Annotated in this window: 19 protein-coding genes; 11 read left to right on the top strand and 8 right to left on the bottom strand. The window is 67.1% G+C overall.

Annotated features, from left to right (window positions below; genetic code table 11):
- Window positions 1–4: 4 nt before the first annotated feature.
- From ACXMDY_RS08430 to ACXMDY_RS08420, 3 genes are all read left to right on the top strand, one after another.
- Window positions 5–286 carry a P-II family nitrogen regulator gene (locus ACXMDY_RS08430; RefSeq protein ID WP_259701053.1) on the top strand — a complete coding sequence of 94 codons (282 nt, stop codon included), beginning with the start codon at window positions 5–7 and terminating at the stop codon, window positions 284–286.
- Between the two features lie 82 nt (window positions 287–368).
- The gene (locus ACXMDY_RS08425; RefSeq protein ID WP_259701052.1) at window positions 369–1,010 is read left to right on the top strand and encodes a TMEM165/GDT1 family protein; all 642 of its coding nucleotides are present in this window, start codon (window positions 369–371) and stop codon (window positions 1,008–1,010) included.
- An 18-nt stretch (window positions 1,011–1,028) separates the two neighbouring features.
- Window positions 1,029–1,991 carry a cation diffusion facilitator family transporter gene (locus ACXMDY_RS08420; protein WP_259701051.1) on the top strand — a complete coding sequence of 321 codons (963 nt, stop codon included), beginning with the start codon at window positions 1,029–1,031 and terminating at the stop codon, window positions 1,989–1,991.
- On the opposite strand, the gene ACXMDY_RS08415 is transcribed toward ACXMDY_RS08420, so the two are convergent.
- The 3 genes from ACXMDY_RS08415 to ACXMDY_RS08405 are packed head-to-tail and all read right to left on the bottom strand — an operon-like array spanning window position 1,958 to window position 3,065.
- Entirely contained in the window at window positions 1,958–2,323 is a 366-nt protein-coding gene (locus tag ACXMDY_RS08415) for a DUF6464 family protein (protein ID WP_259701117.1), read from the bottom strand. The genes ACXMDY_RS08420 and ACXMDY_RS08415 overlap by 34 nt on opposite strands.
- Window positions 2,324–2,328: 5 nt before the next feature.
- Complete coding sequence (locus tag ACXMDY_RS08410; protein WP_457767558.1) at window positions 2,329–2,670, bottom strand: DUF475 domain-containing protein; 342 nt, start codon at window positions 2,668–2,670, stop codon at window positions 2,329–2,331.
- Window positions 2,583–3,065, bottom strand: coding sequence for a TerC family protein (locus ACXMDY_RS08405; protein ID WP_457767557.1), 483 nt, complete (start codon window positions 3,063–3,065; stop codon window positions 2,583–2,585). The genes ACXMDY_RS08410 and ACXMDY_RS08405 overlap by 88 nt, the downstream gene beginning before the upstream one ends.
- A 61-nt stretch (window positions 3,066–3,126) precedes the next feature.
- Between ACXMDY_RS08405 and ACXMDY_RS08400 the strand changes: the two genes are divergently transcribed.
- Together ACXMDY_RS08400 and ACXMDY_RS08395 are read left to right on the top strand one after the other, a co-directional pair.
- Entirely contained in the window at window positions 3,127–3,489 is a 363-nt protein-coding gene (locus tag ACXMDY_RS08400; protein WP_457767556.1) for a hypothetical protein, read from the top strand.
- Between the two features lie 75 nt (window positions 3,490–3,564).
- The gene (locus ACXMDY_RS08395; protein ID WP_457767555.1) at window positions 3,565–3,942 is read left to right on the top strand and encodes a hypothetical protein; all 378 of its coding nucleotides are present in this window, start codon (window positions 3,565–3,567) and stop codon (window positions 3,940–3,942) included.
- A 7-nt stretch (window positions 3,943–3,949) separates the two neighbouring features.
- Here ACXMDY_RS08395 and ACXMDY_RS08390 read toward each other — a convergent pair whose 3' ends face one another.
- On the bottom strand, window positions 3,950–4,546 hold the full coding sequence (locus ACXMDY_RS08390; protein WP_259701048.1) for a hypothetical protein: 597 nt from the start codon (window positions 4,544–4,546) through the stop codon (window positions 3,950–3,952).
- A 306-nt stretch (window positions 4,547–4,852) separates the two neighbouring features.
- Between ACXMDY_RS08390 and mfd the strand changes: the two genes are divergently transcribed.
- On the top strand, window positions 4,853–8,383 hold the full coding sequence (mfd, locus tag ACXMDY_RS08385) for a transcription-repair coupling factor (protein ID WP_259701047.1): 3,531 nt from the start codon (window positions 4,853–4,855) through the stop codon (window positions 8,381–8,383).
- Between the two features lie 123 nt (window positions 8,384–8,506).
- Here the strand turns inward: mfd and ACXMDY_RS08380 are convergent, their stop codons facing one another.
- Together ACXMDY_RS08380 and relB are read right to left on the bottom strand one after the other, a co-directional pair.
- Complete coding sequence (locus tag ACXMDY_RS08380) at window positions 8,507–8,773, bottom strand: type II toxin-antitoxin system RelE family toxin (protein ID WP_259701046.1); 267 nt, start codon at window positions 8,771–8,773, stop codon at window positions 8,507–8,509.
- Window positions 8,757–8,984 (bottom strand): type II toxin-antitoxin system RelB family antitoxin, encoded by a 228-nt coding sequence (gene relB, locus ACXMDY_RS08375; protein WP_259701045.1) that lies wholly within the window; start codon window positions 8,982–8,984, stop codon window positions 8,757–8,759. The genes ACXMDY_RS08380 and relB overlap by 17 nt, the downstream gene beginning before the upstream one ends.
- A 214-nt stretch (window positions 8,985–9,198) precedes the next feature.
- Here relB and ACXMDY_RS08370 point away from each other — a divergent pair, with 214 nt between their 5' ends.
- Both ACXMDY_RS08370 and ACXMDY_RS08365 read left to right on the top strand, forming a co-directional pair.
- Complete coding sequence (locus ACXMDY_RS08370) at window positions 9,199–9,429, top strand: hypothetical protein (protein WP_259701044.1); 231 nt, start codon at window positions 9,199–9,201, stop codon at window positions 9,427–9,429.
- Window positions 9,429–9,845, top strand: a complete 417-nt coding sequence (locus tag ACXMDY_RS08365) for a PIN domain-containing protein (RefSeq protein WP_259701043.1) — start codon at window positions 9,429–9,431, stop codon at window positions 9,843–9,845. Before ACXMDY_RS08370 ends, ACXMDY_RS08365 begins: the two co-directional genes overlap by 1 nt.
- Window positions 9,846–9,940: 95 nt before the next feature.
- Here the strand turns inward: ACXMDY_RS08365 and ACXMDY_RS08360 are convergent, their stop codons facing one another.
- A complete protein-coding gene (locus ACXMDY_RS08360; protein WP_259701042.1) occupies window positions 9,941–10,126 on the bottom strand; it encodes a hypothetical protein in 186 nt (61 codons plus the stop codon).
- A 516-nt stretch (window positions 10,127–10,642) separates the two neighbouring features.
- Here ACXMDY_RS08360 and ACXMDY_RS08355 point away from each other — a divergent pair.
- The 3 genes from ACXMDY_RS08355 to ACXMDY_RS08345 are packed head-to-tail and all read left to right on the top strand — an operon-like array spanning window position 10,643 to window position 11,552.
- Complete coding sequence (locus ACXMDY_RS08355) at window positions 10,643–10,885, top strand: hypothetical protein (protein ID WP_259701041.1); 243 nt, start codon at window positions 10,643–10,645, stop codon at window positions 10,883–10,885.
- 32 nt (window positions 10,886–10,917) lie between these two features.
- Window positions 10,918–11,154: an AbrB/MazE/SpoVT family DNA-binding domain-containing protein gene (locus ACXMDY_RS08350; RefSeq protein ID WP_259701040.1), complete on the top strand. Its 237-nt coding sequence runs from the start codon at window positions 10,918–10,920 to the stop codon at window positions 11,152–11,154.
- On the top strand, window positions 11,154–11,552 hold the full coding sequence (locus ACXMDY_RS08345) for a type II toxin-antitoxin system VapC family toxin (RefSeq protein ID WP_259701039.1): 399 nt from the start codon (window positions 11,154–11,156) through the stop codon (window positions 11,550–11,552). Before ACXMDY_RS08350 ends, ACXMDY_RS08345 begins: the two co-directional genes overlap by 1 nt.
- Before the next feature lie 665 nt (window positions 11,553–12,217).
- On the opposite strand, the gene ACXMDY_RS08340 is transcribed toward ACXMDY_RS08345, so the two are convergent.
- Window positions 12,218–12,688: a type IV toxin-antitoxin system AbiEi family antitoxin domain-containing protein gene (locus ACXMDY_RS08340; protein WP_259701038.1), complete on the bottom strand. Its 471-nt coding sequence runs from the start codon at window positions 12,686–12,688 to the stop codon at window positions 12,218–12,220.
- Window positions 12,689–13,197: the final 509 nt, after the last annotated feature.

Genomic DNA, 13,197 nt, shown 5'->3' with positions numbered 1-13,197 from the left:
GCCGATGCAACGCCTTGATCTGATCATCAGCGAGCGGGAACTGGAGCGGGTGCTGCCGCTGATCGATGCCGCCCGGGCGCCCGGCTACACCGTGATGCGGCACGTCACCGGCCGCGGCCCCCACGGCATGGTCTCGGAGTCGATGGAGTTCAGTGGCTTCGGCGCCAACGCCCACGTGATCGTTTTCTGTGAGCCGGCTGTGCTGGAGGCGCTGCAGCTGGGGCTCAAGCCGATCCTCGACTATTACGGTGGCGTTGGATTCGTCTCAACCGCTGAACCGTTCTGAGCACTTCGGCGCCAACGGCAGCAGCGGCTGAACAGCGGCAGGCGCCGTTGTGGGTCAGGCTCCCCTCAGTTCCCCGCATCTGATGGCCAGCGACCCCACCTTCGCCGCCTTCGGCTCCAGCCTCACCGCCATCACCCTGGCGGAGCTGGGCGACAAGACCTTCTTCATGGCGATGATCCTGGCGGCGCGTCACCGGGGGCGCTGGGTGTTTGTGGGAGCGTTCGCCGCCCTCGCCGCGGTCACCCTGCTCTCGCTGGCGATGGGCTTCGGTCTGCGGCAGCTGCTGCCGGAAGCGGTGGTGCCCTGGCTGGCCGCCCTGCTGTTCGGTGGTTTCGGGATCAAGCTGCTGCTCGATGCCCAGGCGATGGGTGCCGGCGCCGCCGCCCAGGAAGCCCGCGACGCCGAAGAGCTGGTGGCCAGGGCCGATGAACGCCAGCAGGCACGCGGCAGCCGGGCGGTGATCCGCGAGAGTTTCGTGCTGGTGTTCCTGGCCGAACTGGGGGATCGCACCCAGTTCGCCACCATCGCTCTGGCCACCGCCCCCGCCTTCACCTTCACCGGCCTGCTGGCCGGCACCCTGGCCGGCCACGCCCTGGTCACCGGCCTGGCGGTGGGTGCCGGCAAGTGGATCGGCCAGCGGATCGAGGAACGGGTCCTGTTCCGGCTGAGCGGAGCCCTCTTCCTTGTTTTCGCCCTTGTCGCCCTCAGGCAGGCGCTGGCCTGACCCACCCCGACTCCCCCCATGGCCCACGATCACAGCAGTCCAGAGGCGCCCCACCCGGCGGTGCAGATCCAGCGCCGCCCCCATCGCCAGCAGCATCAGCACCGCCCCGGGTCCGCGGCGGCGTTCCGCTGGAGCGTGCTGCTCAACAGCGCCCTCTCCGCCCTGCAGCTGGTGATCGGCTTCAGCTTCGGCTCCCTGGCCCTGATCGGCGACGCCGTCCACAACCTCGGCGATGTGGCGGGGCTGCTGCTGGGCTGGGGGGCGGAGCGGCTCAGCAAGCGACCCGCCAGCCCGCGCTTCACCTATGGCCTGGGCCGCAGCACCCAGCTGGCCTCCCTGATCAATGCGGTGCTGATCCTGATGGCGGCGGCGGTGGTGGTGGTGGAGGGGCTGCAGCGGTTGTTCGATCCGGTCGACGTGGTCAGTGGGCCGGTGGCCTGGGCGGCGGCGGCCGGCATCGTCGTGAACCTGCTCTCGGCACGGCTGTTCGGAAACGACCACAGCCACGATCTGAATCGCCGCGCGGCGGTGGTGCACCTGCTCACCGATGCGGCCGTCTCGGCGGCGGTGATGGTCAGCGCCGTGCTGGTCGGGCTGACCGGCTGGTCGGTGCTGGATGCGGCCACGGCGATCGCCGTGGGCCTGGCGGTGGCCTGGAGTGGCTGGTCCCTGCTGCGTGAATCGCTGGGCGTGGCCCTCGACGGCGTCCCACCGGGCATCGAGCTGGCGGCGGTTCGGCTCGCCCTGCTGGAGATCCCGGCGGTGCGGGGTGTGCACCACCTCCATGTCTGGGCGATGAGCACCTCCCAGAACGCTCTCACCGCCCATCTGCACCGCGAGCTGGGTGTGATCGACGACATGGAGCTGCTGCACCAGGCCAAGCAACGGATGGCGGCGCTGGGCATTCCCCATTGCACCCTCCAGCTCGAACCCTTCGAGGCGGCCGATCAGGCGGGGCAGGGCGAGCCGATCGGGGCGTAGTGGGCGCAGCGCTCGCAGGGGCCTTCCGGCAGCACGGCGCAGCGCAGCAGCGGCGTCCGGGCATTGAAGCGGCAGCTGGGATCACCGATCACCCAGTGCTGGTTCCACCAGCGGGCATCGCTCGGCTGACGCTCCAGCTTCACCTGCAGGGCCACCGTGGCGAGCTGATAGCGCCCGTTGCGCAGCTGGTAGCGGTGGTGGCGCTGCAGCACCAGGAAGCTGCGCTCGCCGATCTGGAACCACCGCCCCGGCTGGGGCACATCGCCCAGATCGGCCAGTTCCACATGCTCCAGCAACCGGTCGGTGCCGGCCTGGCGAAGCTCGACGCGCAGGGGGCTCAGGGGTTCACCTCCCCGGGCTGGTCGCCGTTTCGCTGCGAGAAGCCCCAGAGAAAGAGGGAGCCAACCAGGAGCAGCAAGGCCCAATCCGGCAGTTCGATACCGGGCAGTGCCAGCCGCAGCAGCAGCCGCAGCCCCACCAGTCCCACCGCCAGGTAGCCGGCCTTCTCGAGGTGCCGGTACTGGGCCAACCAGCGGATGAACAACTCAGCGGTGAGCCTGAGGGCGATCACGCCGATCACGCCGCCCAGCATCACCAGCCAGAGGCGGTCGGTGACGGCCACGGCGGCGGCGACGCTGTCGAGCGAGAAGGCCAGATCGGTGACGGCGAGGGTGAGCACGACGCCCCGCAGCCCCACCGGATGGGGAGCGGTGATCCCCTCCTCGCCCCCGCCGCCGGGCGGATCCCCTGGCCCCGCCCGAGCAGATGGGAGCCGGCCAGCCAGAGCAGGTAGGCCGAGGCGGCCAGCTGCAGCGGCCAGAAATCCAGCACCCAGCGGGCCGCCACGATCAGTCCCATCCGGAAGACCAGGGCCAGCAGCAACCCAAGGTTGAGGGCCTGCCGCTGGCGGATCGGGTCCTGCAGGCGCCGCGAGATCGCCGCCAGGGCAATGGCGTTATCGGCGGAAAGCACGGCCTCCAGGGCCACGAGCAAGGGCAGGAGCAGGAGCAGCTCGCTCCACTGATCCGCTCCCTGCAACAGCGGCGTCAGGGATTCGATCGACTCCGCTTCCATGGGCGTGCAGCGGTGCTCTGAGCCCATCACTGTAGAAAACGCCCAACACGGTTCTGAGCCGATGCAGCTGCAGTCCCAACTGGTCCATGCCGAACCGGGTCAGCGGGTGGTGCTGGTGAGCGCCTGGCAGCAGGGGGCGTGCCTCGGCAGCGCCCTGGGGGAGGGCGGCAACGCCGAGCAGGCGGAGGATCGGGCGATCGAGCGCCTGCGGGGCCGCCTGCCGGCCGCCACCAGCTCCACCGTCAGCTCCGCCACCAGCTCCGCCACCGCCGCCACCACCGCCACCACCACCGCCGCAGCACCGGTCCGTGTCGCCCCGTCCCCGAACCGGTGCCCCAGCCTGTTCCCGCCCCGCCCCCGCCGCTCTCCTCTCTGCCGAGCCGCCCAGCCCGGAGCCACCCGGCTCCAGCCCGGCCAGCCCTGAGCCGCCCCGCCCGGAGGGCCCCAGCCCGGAGGACCCCCGGCTGATCCCGAGGACTGGAGTGACGAGCTCGCCGAGGTGGATCTCCAGCTCAGACGGCTGCGCTGGGGGCGGGAGCAGGAGGCCATCTACCTGGAGCGGGTGTTCGGCCATCCCAGCCGCGGTCGGCTGGTGCGCTACGCCGACCTGCTCAGCTACCGCCAGGCCCTGCTGCAGCTGGAGCCGGGCAGTGATCCCGCCCAGGCGCGTCCGCCGCTGCGGCGGCCGGAACTGCTGGCTCAGTGTGATCAGCTGCTGGGCCAGCTGGGCTGGGGGGCGGCCCAGGGCAGGGAGTTCCTGGAGCGGCACTTCTCCCACACCAGCCGCCAGCAGCTCAGCGACCAGCAGTTGCTGCACTTCAACATGCTGCTGGAGGGCGTGATGATCGGCGAGCCGCCGCCACCGCCGCCGCCTTGAGCGGTGATCAGCGCCGCTGGCGGCACTCCTTGCCCAGCAGGGCGATGCCCAGCTCCAGGCGGTGCTGGTTGGCGTAGGCCTCCCGCTCCAGGGCCCGCTCCAGCGGGGAGGCGCTGGCATAGACCGGATCCCCCAGGTGCCGCTGGCTCTGGACATCGAGCTGGTTGGAGAGCCCGAGCAGCTGCGGCTGGGCGGCCGGGCCACCGCGGCGGCAGCTCTGGGCCACGTGGATCGCCTCGTGGTTGAGCACCCGGGCGAATTCGACGCTGCCGTTGCTCACCACTCCCGGCTGAATCCGGATCGTGCGGGCGGCCGGGTCCCATTCGGCCGCCGCCCCCCGCTTGATCGGTGGACCCAGCACGATGCGTACCCCCACCCGCTCCAGGGCGGGGATCAAGGTGGTGATCGCCAGGCGCTCCGACCGGAACTCCGGCGGGTTGAGCAGCCGCTGCTTGATCTGCTCAACGGTGAGCAGCGGGTCATCGGCGCGGCGTTTGTAGAGGTAGCGAAAGCCGCCGCCAGGCAGCGGAATGGCCCGGGGCCGCCAGCTCTGATCCGCCAGCCTGAGCGAGTTCAGCAAGGGCGCCAGATCGGCGGAAGCCACCACCACATCGCCGGGTCTGGGCGGTGCCGGCGCCCTCGACAGCCACAGCTCCTGAAGCTGGAACGGCAGAGCGTCCAGCGCTGCCAGGGTTGGCAGCGTCTGTGGCGGCGGCGACCAGGCCCAGACGGCGGTCCCGGCCAGGCCGACACCGATCAGCAGGCTCGCCAGGCGGCCATCGCGGCGGCGGCGGCGACGCTGGGGAGGTTGAGGGCGGTGAGGGCGGGCCAGGGACTCCGGACGCAGAAGGTAGTGCCTCCATGCTGACGGGGAGCTGGCAGGATCGAAGTCCGTGCCCGCTCCGCCCTGATGCCCCTCACCGCCCTGGTGCGCCAGCTGGAGCAGGTGCCCCTCACCGGTGAGGTGCTTGAACGCAGCCGCAGGCCCGAGCGGCTGCGCCTGAGCGGCGCCGGCCGGGCTGGTCGGGCTCTGATCGCCAGCGCCCTGGCCCGGCTGGCCGGGGCGCCCCTGCTGGTGGTGGTGCCCACCCTGGAGGAGGCGGGACGCTGGAGCGCCCTGCTTGAGCTGATGGGCTGGCCCAGCGCTGCCCTCTACCCCACCAGCGAGGGGTCCCCCTATGAGCCCTTCGATCCCACCAGTGAGATCACCTGGGGTCAGCTGCAGGTGCTCAGCGAGCTGGTGGATGGGGGTTGGCGGGGGGCGATCGTGGCCACCGAGCGGGCCCTGCAGCCCCATCTGCCGCCGCCGGCCGCCCTGGCCGCCCGCTGCCTGAGCCTGCGCAAGGGTCAGCTGGTCGACCTTGAGCAGCTCGCCGCCACCCTGGCGGGCCTGGGCTACGAGCGGGTGCCCACGATCGAGCAGGAGGGCAGCTGGAGCCGTCGCGGCGACATCGTCGATCTTTTCCCGGTGAGCGCCGAGCTGCCGGTGCGGCTGGAGTTCTTCGGCGACACGCTCGAGAAGCTGCGCGAGTTCGACCCGGCCACCCAGCGCTCGCTGGATCCGATCGAGGCGGTGCGGCTCACCCCCACCGGCTACGGCCCCCTGGTGGCCGAGGCCCTGCGGCAGACGATGCCGGCTGAGCTCGAAGGCCTGCTCAGCCCGGAGGCGCTCGAGCAGTTGCTGGAGGGCGGCACACCCGAGGGAATGCGGCGGCTGATGGGGCTGGCCTGGGAGCAGCCGGCCTCCTTGCTCGATTACCTGCCACCCCACAGCCTGATCGCCATTGATGAGCGGCGCCAGGGGCTGGCCCACGGCCAGCAGTGGTTCGAGCACGCCGCAGCCCAGCATGACGATCTGGATCTGCCTGCCCTGCACCGGCCGATCATCGAGGCCCTGCAGGCGGCTGAAGCCTTCGCCGGCTTCGATCTGGCCGAGCTGAACGAAACCGACCGTCACCCGAACAGCTTCGATCTGGCCAGCCGCGCCGCGGTCGCCCATCCCAACCAGTTCGGCCGCCTGGCGGCCCTGGTGAAAGGCCACCAGCAGGAGCGCACCAGGGTCTGGCTGGTGTCGGCCCAGCCGTCGCGGGCGGTGGCGCTGCTGGAGGAGCACGACTGCATCGCCCGCTTCGTGCCCAACCCCCACGACTTCCCGGCGATCGAGCGGCTGGTGGAGCAGAACACGCCGGTGGCGCTGAAGCTCAGGGGCACCGCCGAGCTGGAGGGGCTGCAGCTGCCGGCCTGGAAGCTGGTGCTGCTCACCGACCGGGAATTCTTCGGCCAGCACAGCCTGGCCGCCACCGGCTATGTGCGCCGGCGCCGCAAGGCGGCCAGCCGCACGGTGGACCCCGGCAAGATGCTGCCCGGCGACTTCGTGGTGCACCGCAACCACGGCATCGGCCGCTTCCTGAAGCTGGAGAAGCTGGCGATCAGCGGCGAATCCCGCGACTACCTGGTCGTGCAGTACGCCGACGGCACGCTGCGGGTGGCCGCCGACCAGCTGGGCAGCCTGGGCCGCTACCGCGCCAGCACCGACACGCCGCCGGAACTCAACCGCATGGGCGGTGTGGCCTGGGCGAGGGCGAAGGAACGGGCGCTCAAGACGGTGCGCAAGGTGGCGCTCGATCTGGTCAGGCTCTACGCCGAGCGCCACCAGTCGCCGGGGTTCGCCTTCCCCCCCGATGGCCCCTGGCAGAGCGAACTGGAGGATTCCTTCCCCTATGAGCCCACGCCGGATCAGGTGAAGGCGATCGCCGAGGTGAAGCGCGACATGGAGAAGCCCGAGCCGATGGACCGGCTGGTCTGCGGTGATGTGGGCTTCGGCAAAACGGAGGTGGCGATCCGGGCGATCTTCAAGGCCGTCACGGCCGGCAAGCAGTGCGCCCTGCTCGCCCCCACCACGGTGCTGGCCCAGCAGCACTGGCGCACGCTCAGCGAGCGCTTCGCCCCCTATCCGCTCAAGGTGGCGCTGCTCAACCGCTTCCGCACCAGCGCCGAACGTCGCACGATCCTCGATGGCCTCGTGGCGGGGAAGGTGGATGTGGTGGTCGGCACCCACCAGCTGCTCGGCAAGGGCACCCGCTTCCAGCAGCTGGGGCTGCTGGTGGTGGATGAGGAGCAGCGCTTCGGGGTGAACCAGAAGGAGAAGATCAAGGCGCTCAGAAAAGACGTGGACGTGCTGACGCTCTCGGCCACCCCGATTCCGCGCACGCTCTACATGAGCCTCTCGGGGGTGCGGGAGATGAGCCTGATCACCACGCCGCCGCCGCTGCGCCGCCCGATCAAGACCCACCTCGCCTCCCGTGATGAGGAGGCGGTGCGCAGCGCCATCCGCCAGGAACTCGACCGCGGCGGCCAGGTGTTCTACGTGGTGCCGCGGGTGGAGGGGATCGAGGAGGTGGCGGGGCAGCTGCGCGAGATGCTGCCGGGCCTGAAGCTGCTGGTGGCCCACGGCCAGATGGCCGAAGGGGAACTGGAGAGCGCAATGGTGGCCTTCAACGCCGGTGAGGCCGACGTGATGCTCTGCACCACGATCATCGAAAGCGGCCTGGATATTCCCCGGGTGAACACGATCCTGGTGGAAGATGCCCACCGCTTCGGCCTCGCCCAGCTCTATCAGTTGCGCGGCCGGGTGGGCCGCAGCGGTGTGCAGGCCCACGCCTGGCTGTTCTATCCCGGTGATGCCTCGCTGAGCGAAGCGGCCCGGCAGCGGCTGCGGGCGATCCAGGAGTTCGCCCAGCTGGGCTCCGGCTATCAGCTGGCGATGCGCGACATGGAGATCCGCGGCGTGGGCAACCTGCTGGGGGTGGAGCAGAGCGGCCAGCTGGAGACGATCGGCTTCGACCTCTACATGGAGATGCTGCAGGAAAGCCTCGCCGAGATCCAGGGCCAGGACATCCCGGTGGTGGAGGACACCCAGATCGACCTGCCGATCACCGCCTTCATCCCGGCCGACTGGATCACCGAAGCCGACGAGAAGATGGCCGCCTACCGGGCCGCAGCGGGCTGCGGCGGCAAGGCCGAACTGCTGGAGCTGGCGGCCGGCTGGATCGACCGCTACGGCGCCCTGCCGGCGCCGGTGGCCAGCCTGCTGCAGCTGATGGAGCTCAAGCTGCTGGCCAGGCGCTGCGGCTTCTCGCGTCTCAGGGCCGAAAAACCCAACCTGGTGCTCGAAACCCCCATGGAGGAGCCAGCCTTCCGGCTGCTGCGCCAGGGCCTGCCCCAGCACCTGCACGGCCGGCTGGTGTATCAGGGCGGTGCCGGCAGCACGGCCAAGGTGCTGGCCCGTGGGCTCAGCGTGCTCCCCGCCGCCCAGCAGCTCGACACCCTGATGGCCTGGCTGCAGGCGATGGCCGAGCAGCTCCCCGGTGCCGATGGACTCAGCGACGCCCAGCGGGCGGAGCAGCAGAAGGCGAGGAATGAGGCGGTGCTGGTGGTGTGAGGTGGGTGTGAGGGGGGTTTGTTGACACCAACTTCTGGGTGTATCGCCATCGAGATCGCGCCCTGACGTGGTTTTAGGCCTGTCTGGACTGAATTCATAACTGAGGAGTAGCAGTGATTGGCCTCAGCGGTAGGCCTCGCCCCGATGACTGACCCTCACCACCAGCACCAGCAGACGGGACGTTTCGATCTGACAGATCACTCGATAGTCGCCAACCCGGTAACGCCAGAGGCCAGCAAGATTGGCGGTCAGCCCTTGGCCGCGTTGGCGAGGATCTCTGCCGTTGGAGACCGTTTCCTGGAGATAGCGAGCGATGCGGCCGGCGGCCGTGCGATCAAGCTTGCGGAGTTGCTGCGCGGCCTCGGGGATGAACTCAACCGTCCAGGCCAAGGTCGTTCATGAGTTGATCCAGAGGGATGGCTGGCTGGCTGCTCCGGCGGTGGCTTTCCAAGGCAGTGGCACCGAGGTAGGCCTCTTCCAGATCATCGATGCCTTGCTCGATCAGCTCCCGCAGGTAAAAGGCTTTGGTCCGGCCAGTCTCCAGGGCTAAACGGTCGAGCCTTGCCTCCAGGGCGGGCTCCAGGCGAACGGAGGTGGCCATGCATTCATCTGAATCGATGCATTCACTTTAGTCGGCTTGGCTCACCCGGTTCCAGGAACGATGGGACCACTTTCATCCGAACATCCGGCCGCCGATCACCTGAGCGAGGTCCAGCGGTCGGAGCAGGTGGCGGCGAAGAACGCGGCGGTGCTGGCTGTCTGAGCTCGGGGGTGTTCGATGCCCGTGCTACACGAAACCCGTGTAGGTTGAGGCCATGGCCAATCTCACCATCGCTCTCGATGCTGCGCTGCTACAGCGAGCTCGCGAAGCTGCCTTGAGGGAGAAAACTTCGGTGAATGCCCTGGTGCGTGATTTCCTGGCCCGCTATGTGGATGCCCGCAGTCAGCGCCTGGAGGCGTTGGCCAGTTTTGAAGCGGTGGCCGCCAGCAGCCAAGGCATCAGCGCCCAACCCTGGAGCCGAGAGTCTCTTTACGAACGCACCTGATGCGGGTGTTCGTTGACACCAACCTCTGGGTGTACCGCCTTGACAGGCGCGAGCCTGTCAAGGGAGAACGCATCCGCCGCTGGCTGGCCGATCTGGCCGAGGACAACGAGATCATCATCAGTACCCAGGTTTTGATTGAGTTGCGCGCGGTGGCGACCCGCAAACTCCGGCCTGCCCTGGGCGATGCAGAGATCACGGCTCTGCTTGCTGCCATGGCTGGCTTTGAAGTGGTCAGCACGGAGCTGAATCTGGTTCTCGATGCCCATCAGCTGGCGTTGCGGCATCAGCTCAGCTGGTTTGATGCCCTGATTGCCGAAGCTGCCATCCGCAGCGGCTGCGCCGTGCTGTTCAGTGAAGACTTTCACCACCAATCCAGGCTGGGGGAGCTCCTGGTGATCAATCCCCTCCTCGACTGAAACGACGCGTGCAGGCGATGCCGAAGCATGCCGCAGCCAGGAATGCTGCGGTGCAGACGGTTTGTTGAGAGGGTTGCTGGTTGAGCCTCCCCCGTTCAGCCATGGAGGCGCTCCAGCGTCTCGGCGCCCATTGCCTCCCCATCCGCTGTGGCTTCCTCCAGGTCGCCCCCCTCCCCCTGGAGCTGGTTCAGATCGGCGTAGGCCTGCTGCAGTTCCGCCACCTGCCGATGCTGCAGCCATTGACGGATCGCCTCGCTCACCGCAGCCGAGTGGCTGGCCATGGCCGTTGCCAGAATTCCTGCCATTCAAAGTTGGAGCCGTGAGGTCAGGGCCGGCGAGCCGCTTGGATTCATTTTGGAGCTCAGCTCCAGGGATCGATCAAGGCCAATCCGATCGACCGAACAGCGCTGCGGTGATGGCCTCTGAGTGGCCTGTGAATCAACCGGGCAGGTCAAGCGAAGGTGAGCGCCAAGGCTGGGCGGATCCAGCTCGACGCCGCGAGCGCTGCCAAAGCTTTTGAGGGCGAGATCGCAGCCAGCGCAGGGCAGCGCCGGAATCGACCGGGGATGCCTGGGCGGAGAGGATGGATTCGTAGTCCGCCTCGCTGAGGATCACGGCGGCTGGGCGGTTGCGTTTGTAAGGGTGTGCGGCGGTGCCAACTCCCCCTCTGCCAGGAAAGATGACGCCCCTTTCATCCGAACATCCGGCGGCCTATGGGCTGAGCGACGCCCAGGGGGCGGAAGCGCTAGAGGCCAGAAACGCTTCAGTGCTGGAGGTATGAGGGAGGGGCTGATTGGTTGGTTGAGGGGTCAGGTTTTCAGCCACGGCTCCTGCAGGGTCAGATCCATGGCCGTGGCGATCCGCTGCAGCACATCCGTCAGCTGATCTGGGGTGATGCGTCCAAGGAGGCCTTCCAGGTTGATGGCATCCGCGGTGGTGAGTTGTCAGCCATTCCCAATCAGTCGGTGGCACCAGGCGTGGTGACGGGGGAAACCGGAAGCCGCCGCTGCCGCGCCAGGTCTGTTCGCTCCCAGACGTAAGATTCTTACTACGCCATTCTTACGCAGCTTCCATGCGGATCACCTCCAAGGGTCAAGTGACGATCCCGCAAGAGATCCGACGCGAATGTGGCCTGTTGCCCCATACGGAAGTGGCCTTCCGCGTCGAACAAGGACGCGTCATTCTTGAAAAAGCCCCACAGCAGACCACAGCAGGCGCCGAGTCGATTCAGCGGCTTCGCCGAGCGAGGCTGCGAACGCGCTTGAGCACCGATGCACTTCTCGCGCTCACTCGCGGGGATGACCGTTGATGGTGCTGGTGGATTCCAATGTCCTGCTCGATGTCGCCACCGCCGATCCTCGCTGGTGTGATTGGAGCACCACTCAGCTGAGCCAATGGCTGGATCGGGGGCCCGTGGTGATCAATGCCATCATTTACGGCGAGATCGCCTTTGCGATGGAAACGATCGAATCGGTGGATGAGCTGCTGCCTCCCCATCTGTTCGACTACCGGGCCCTGCCGAGGGAGGCGGCCTTTCTGGCGGCCCGGGCCCATGCCGATTACCGAGAGCGTGGCGGCGAACGACGCACGATCCTGCCCGATTATCTGATCGGCGCCCATGCTCTGGTTGAGAGGCTCCCGCTGCTGACCCGAGATCGACGCCGCTATCGCCAGGCGTTTCCAGGGCTTGAGCTGATCACACCTTAAAAGAAAGGCAGCAGGCTGGCATAGGCAAGATGAGACGCGGAATCAGCGACAGAGTCCACACTTAATAGATACAAAGATCCATGACTACAGCAGAAGGCAAGGTTGTATAAAATCTAATCTTCAGATTGTTCGCTCTGATGTTCGACTCACTCCCGCTGCTGCCCGGCGTGGACGTTTGCGATGAGAGTAGCAAGGTGGCTCTGCAGCTCACCAATCTCCGGGTCCGTCACCGCTACAGGTACTATCCGCATCCTCAGTTTGATGACATCATGCTCGATGCGATCGCTTCCACAGGCCTGAGAACACAGTCCAGACCTGTCCTGTTGATCATCGCGGCCATCCCGATTCTGCTTCCCATCGGCTTAAGCATTGACATGGCCGGTTGGCAATGTTCTGACTTTGGGGAAGAGGGCGCAACGGTCATCAGGCTCGGCTGCAGGGGCCTGATGGGATCAGGTAAGGAGGCTGCTGAAATAGGTAGCAAGCCGCATCGGCCGGCCAGAAGTTCAGACGATGGCCAGTGGGTGGGGGTCGGGAATGAAGCGTTCAATATCGAGCGGAACCCGCTGCAGCATCTGCTCAACCACCCTGTTCATGGCGCTGAGTTCATGGCCCTGTTTTCATGGCGCTGGCTCCGTGGCCAGCTCCTGCTGCAGCGTTTCGATCTACGTGAGCAAGGTTCCCAGCTGTCTGCGCTTGTAGCCGGTGGCCAGGCAGGCGCGGATGGCGGCCAGGTTGAGCAGTCCGAGCTGATCGGGATCCAGCCGCAGATCCTCCAGCAGCCACTGCCGCATGGCCCCGCGGGACAACGGCGCCAACTGGCGGCTGAGCACCAGCCGATCACACAGTGCCTTGGCGGGGCTGGCGATCAGGAAGCTGAGCCCATCTGCTGCCTGGCCCAGTTCTTGCCCCACCGTGTAGTAGTGCAGTGGCAGGTGGTGGTAGGTGAAGCGCCCCAGACCGTTGCTGAGCCTGCGGCTTGGTTTGGGGGTCACCGAGGTCACCTCAGCCACCCCCTCGGGAATCAGGCCATGCCAGGCCAGGGCAAAGTCGAGGGATACATAGGAGGGGCCGTAGAGATGATTGGCGATCAGGGGCAGGCAAGCCGGGCTGCCGGTAACCGCAGAGTGCTTCATCGAGCACTTCCCGTGCCAGCGGCACAGCCCCGAAGCGCCGCAGCGGATGCTCCAGCTTGTCTGTTTTTGGCAACACGATCAGATTTTATCCGATCATCCTGGTTCTTTTCGTCAGAGTCAGCGCTTATGGCCGGTGAATCATCGTGCTGGCGACGTCTTGAACGGCATCGACCTTTCTGAAAAGTCCGTGACAAGTTATGGCGACCCTGCAACAGGCATCAAACTAACTTGGGCGTGCATCTTGGGGATTCTTTCTCGCCGCAGCGGACACTGCAAGGGATAGCGCCAAATGCCGTTGGATGCAGGGTTTGCGCCGCGCCCAATGGGGTTTTGTAGTTGTCGCTACCTGCGAAACTGAAAATACAGCGTTGAAAATGAAAGTTGAGTGAGAGCCGCAGCCAAAAGTACCAAAACCCTCCTTACCGTTAGCTATTCCAATTTGCTGCCAAGCCATGATCCTGGCTCCCACCAGCCTTGAGGCTCTCCTGCAAGGTTGGAGATCCCAGCTC

The sequence above is a fragment of the Cyanobium sp. ULC082 genome (genome assembly GCF_977927535.1).
The sequence above is the reverse complement of the archived record's forward strand: the minus strand, read 5'-3'. Positions and strand labels throughout refer to the sequence as shown.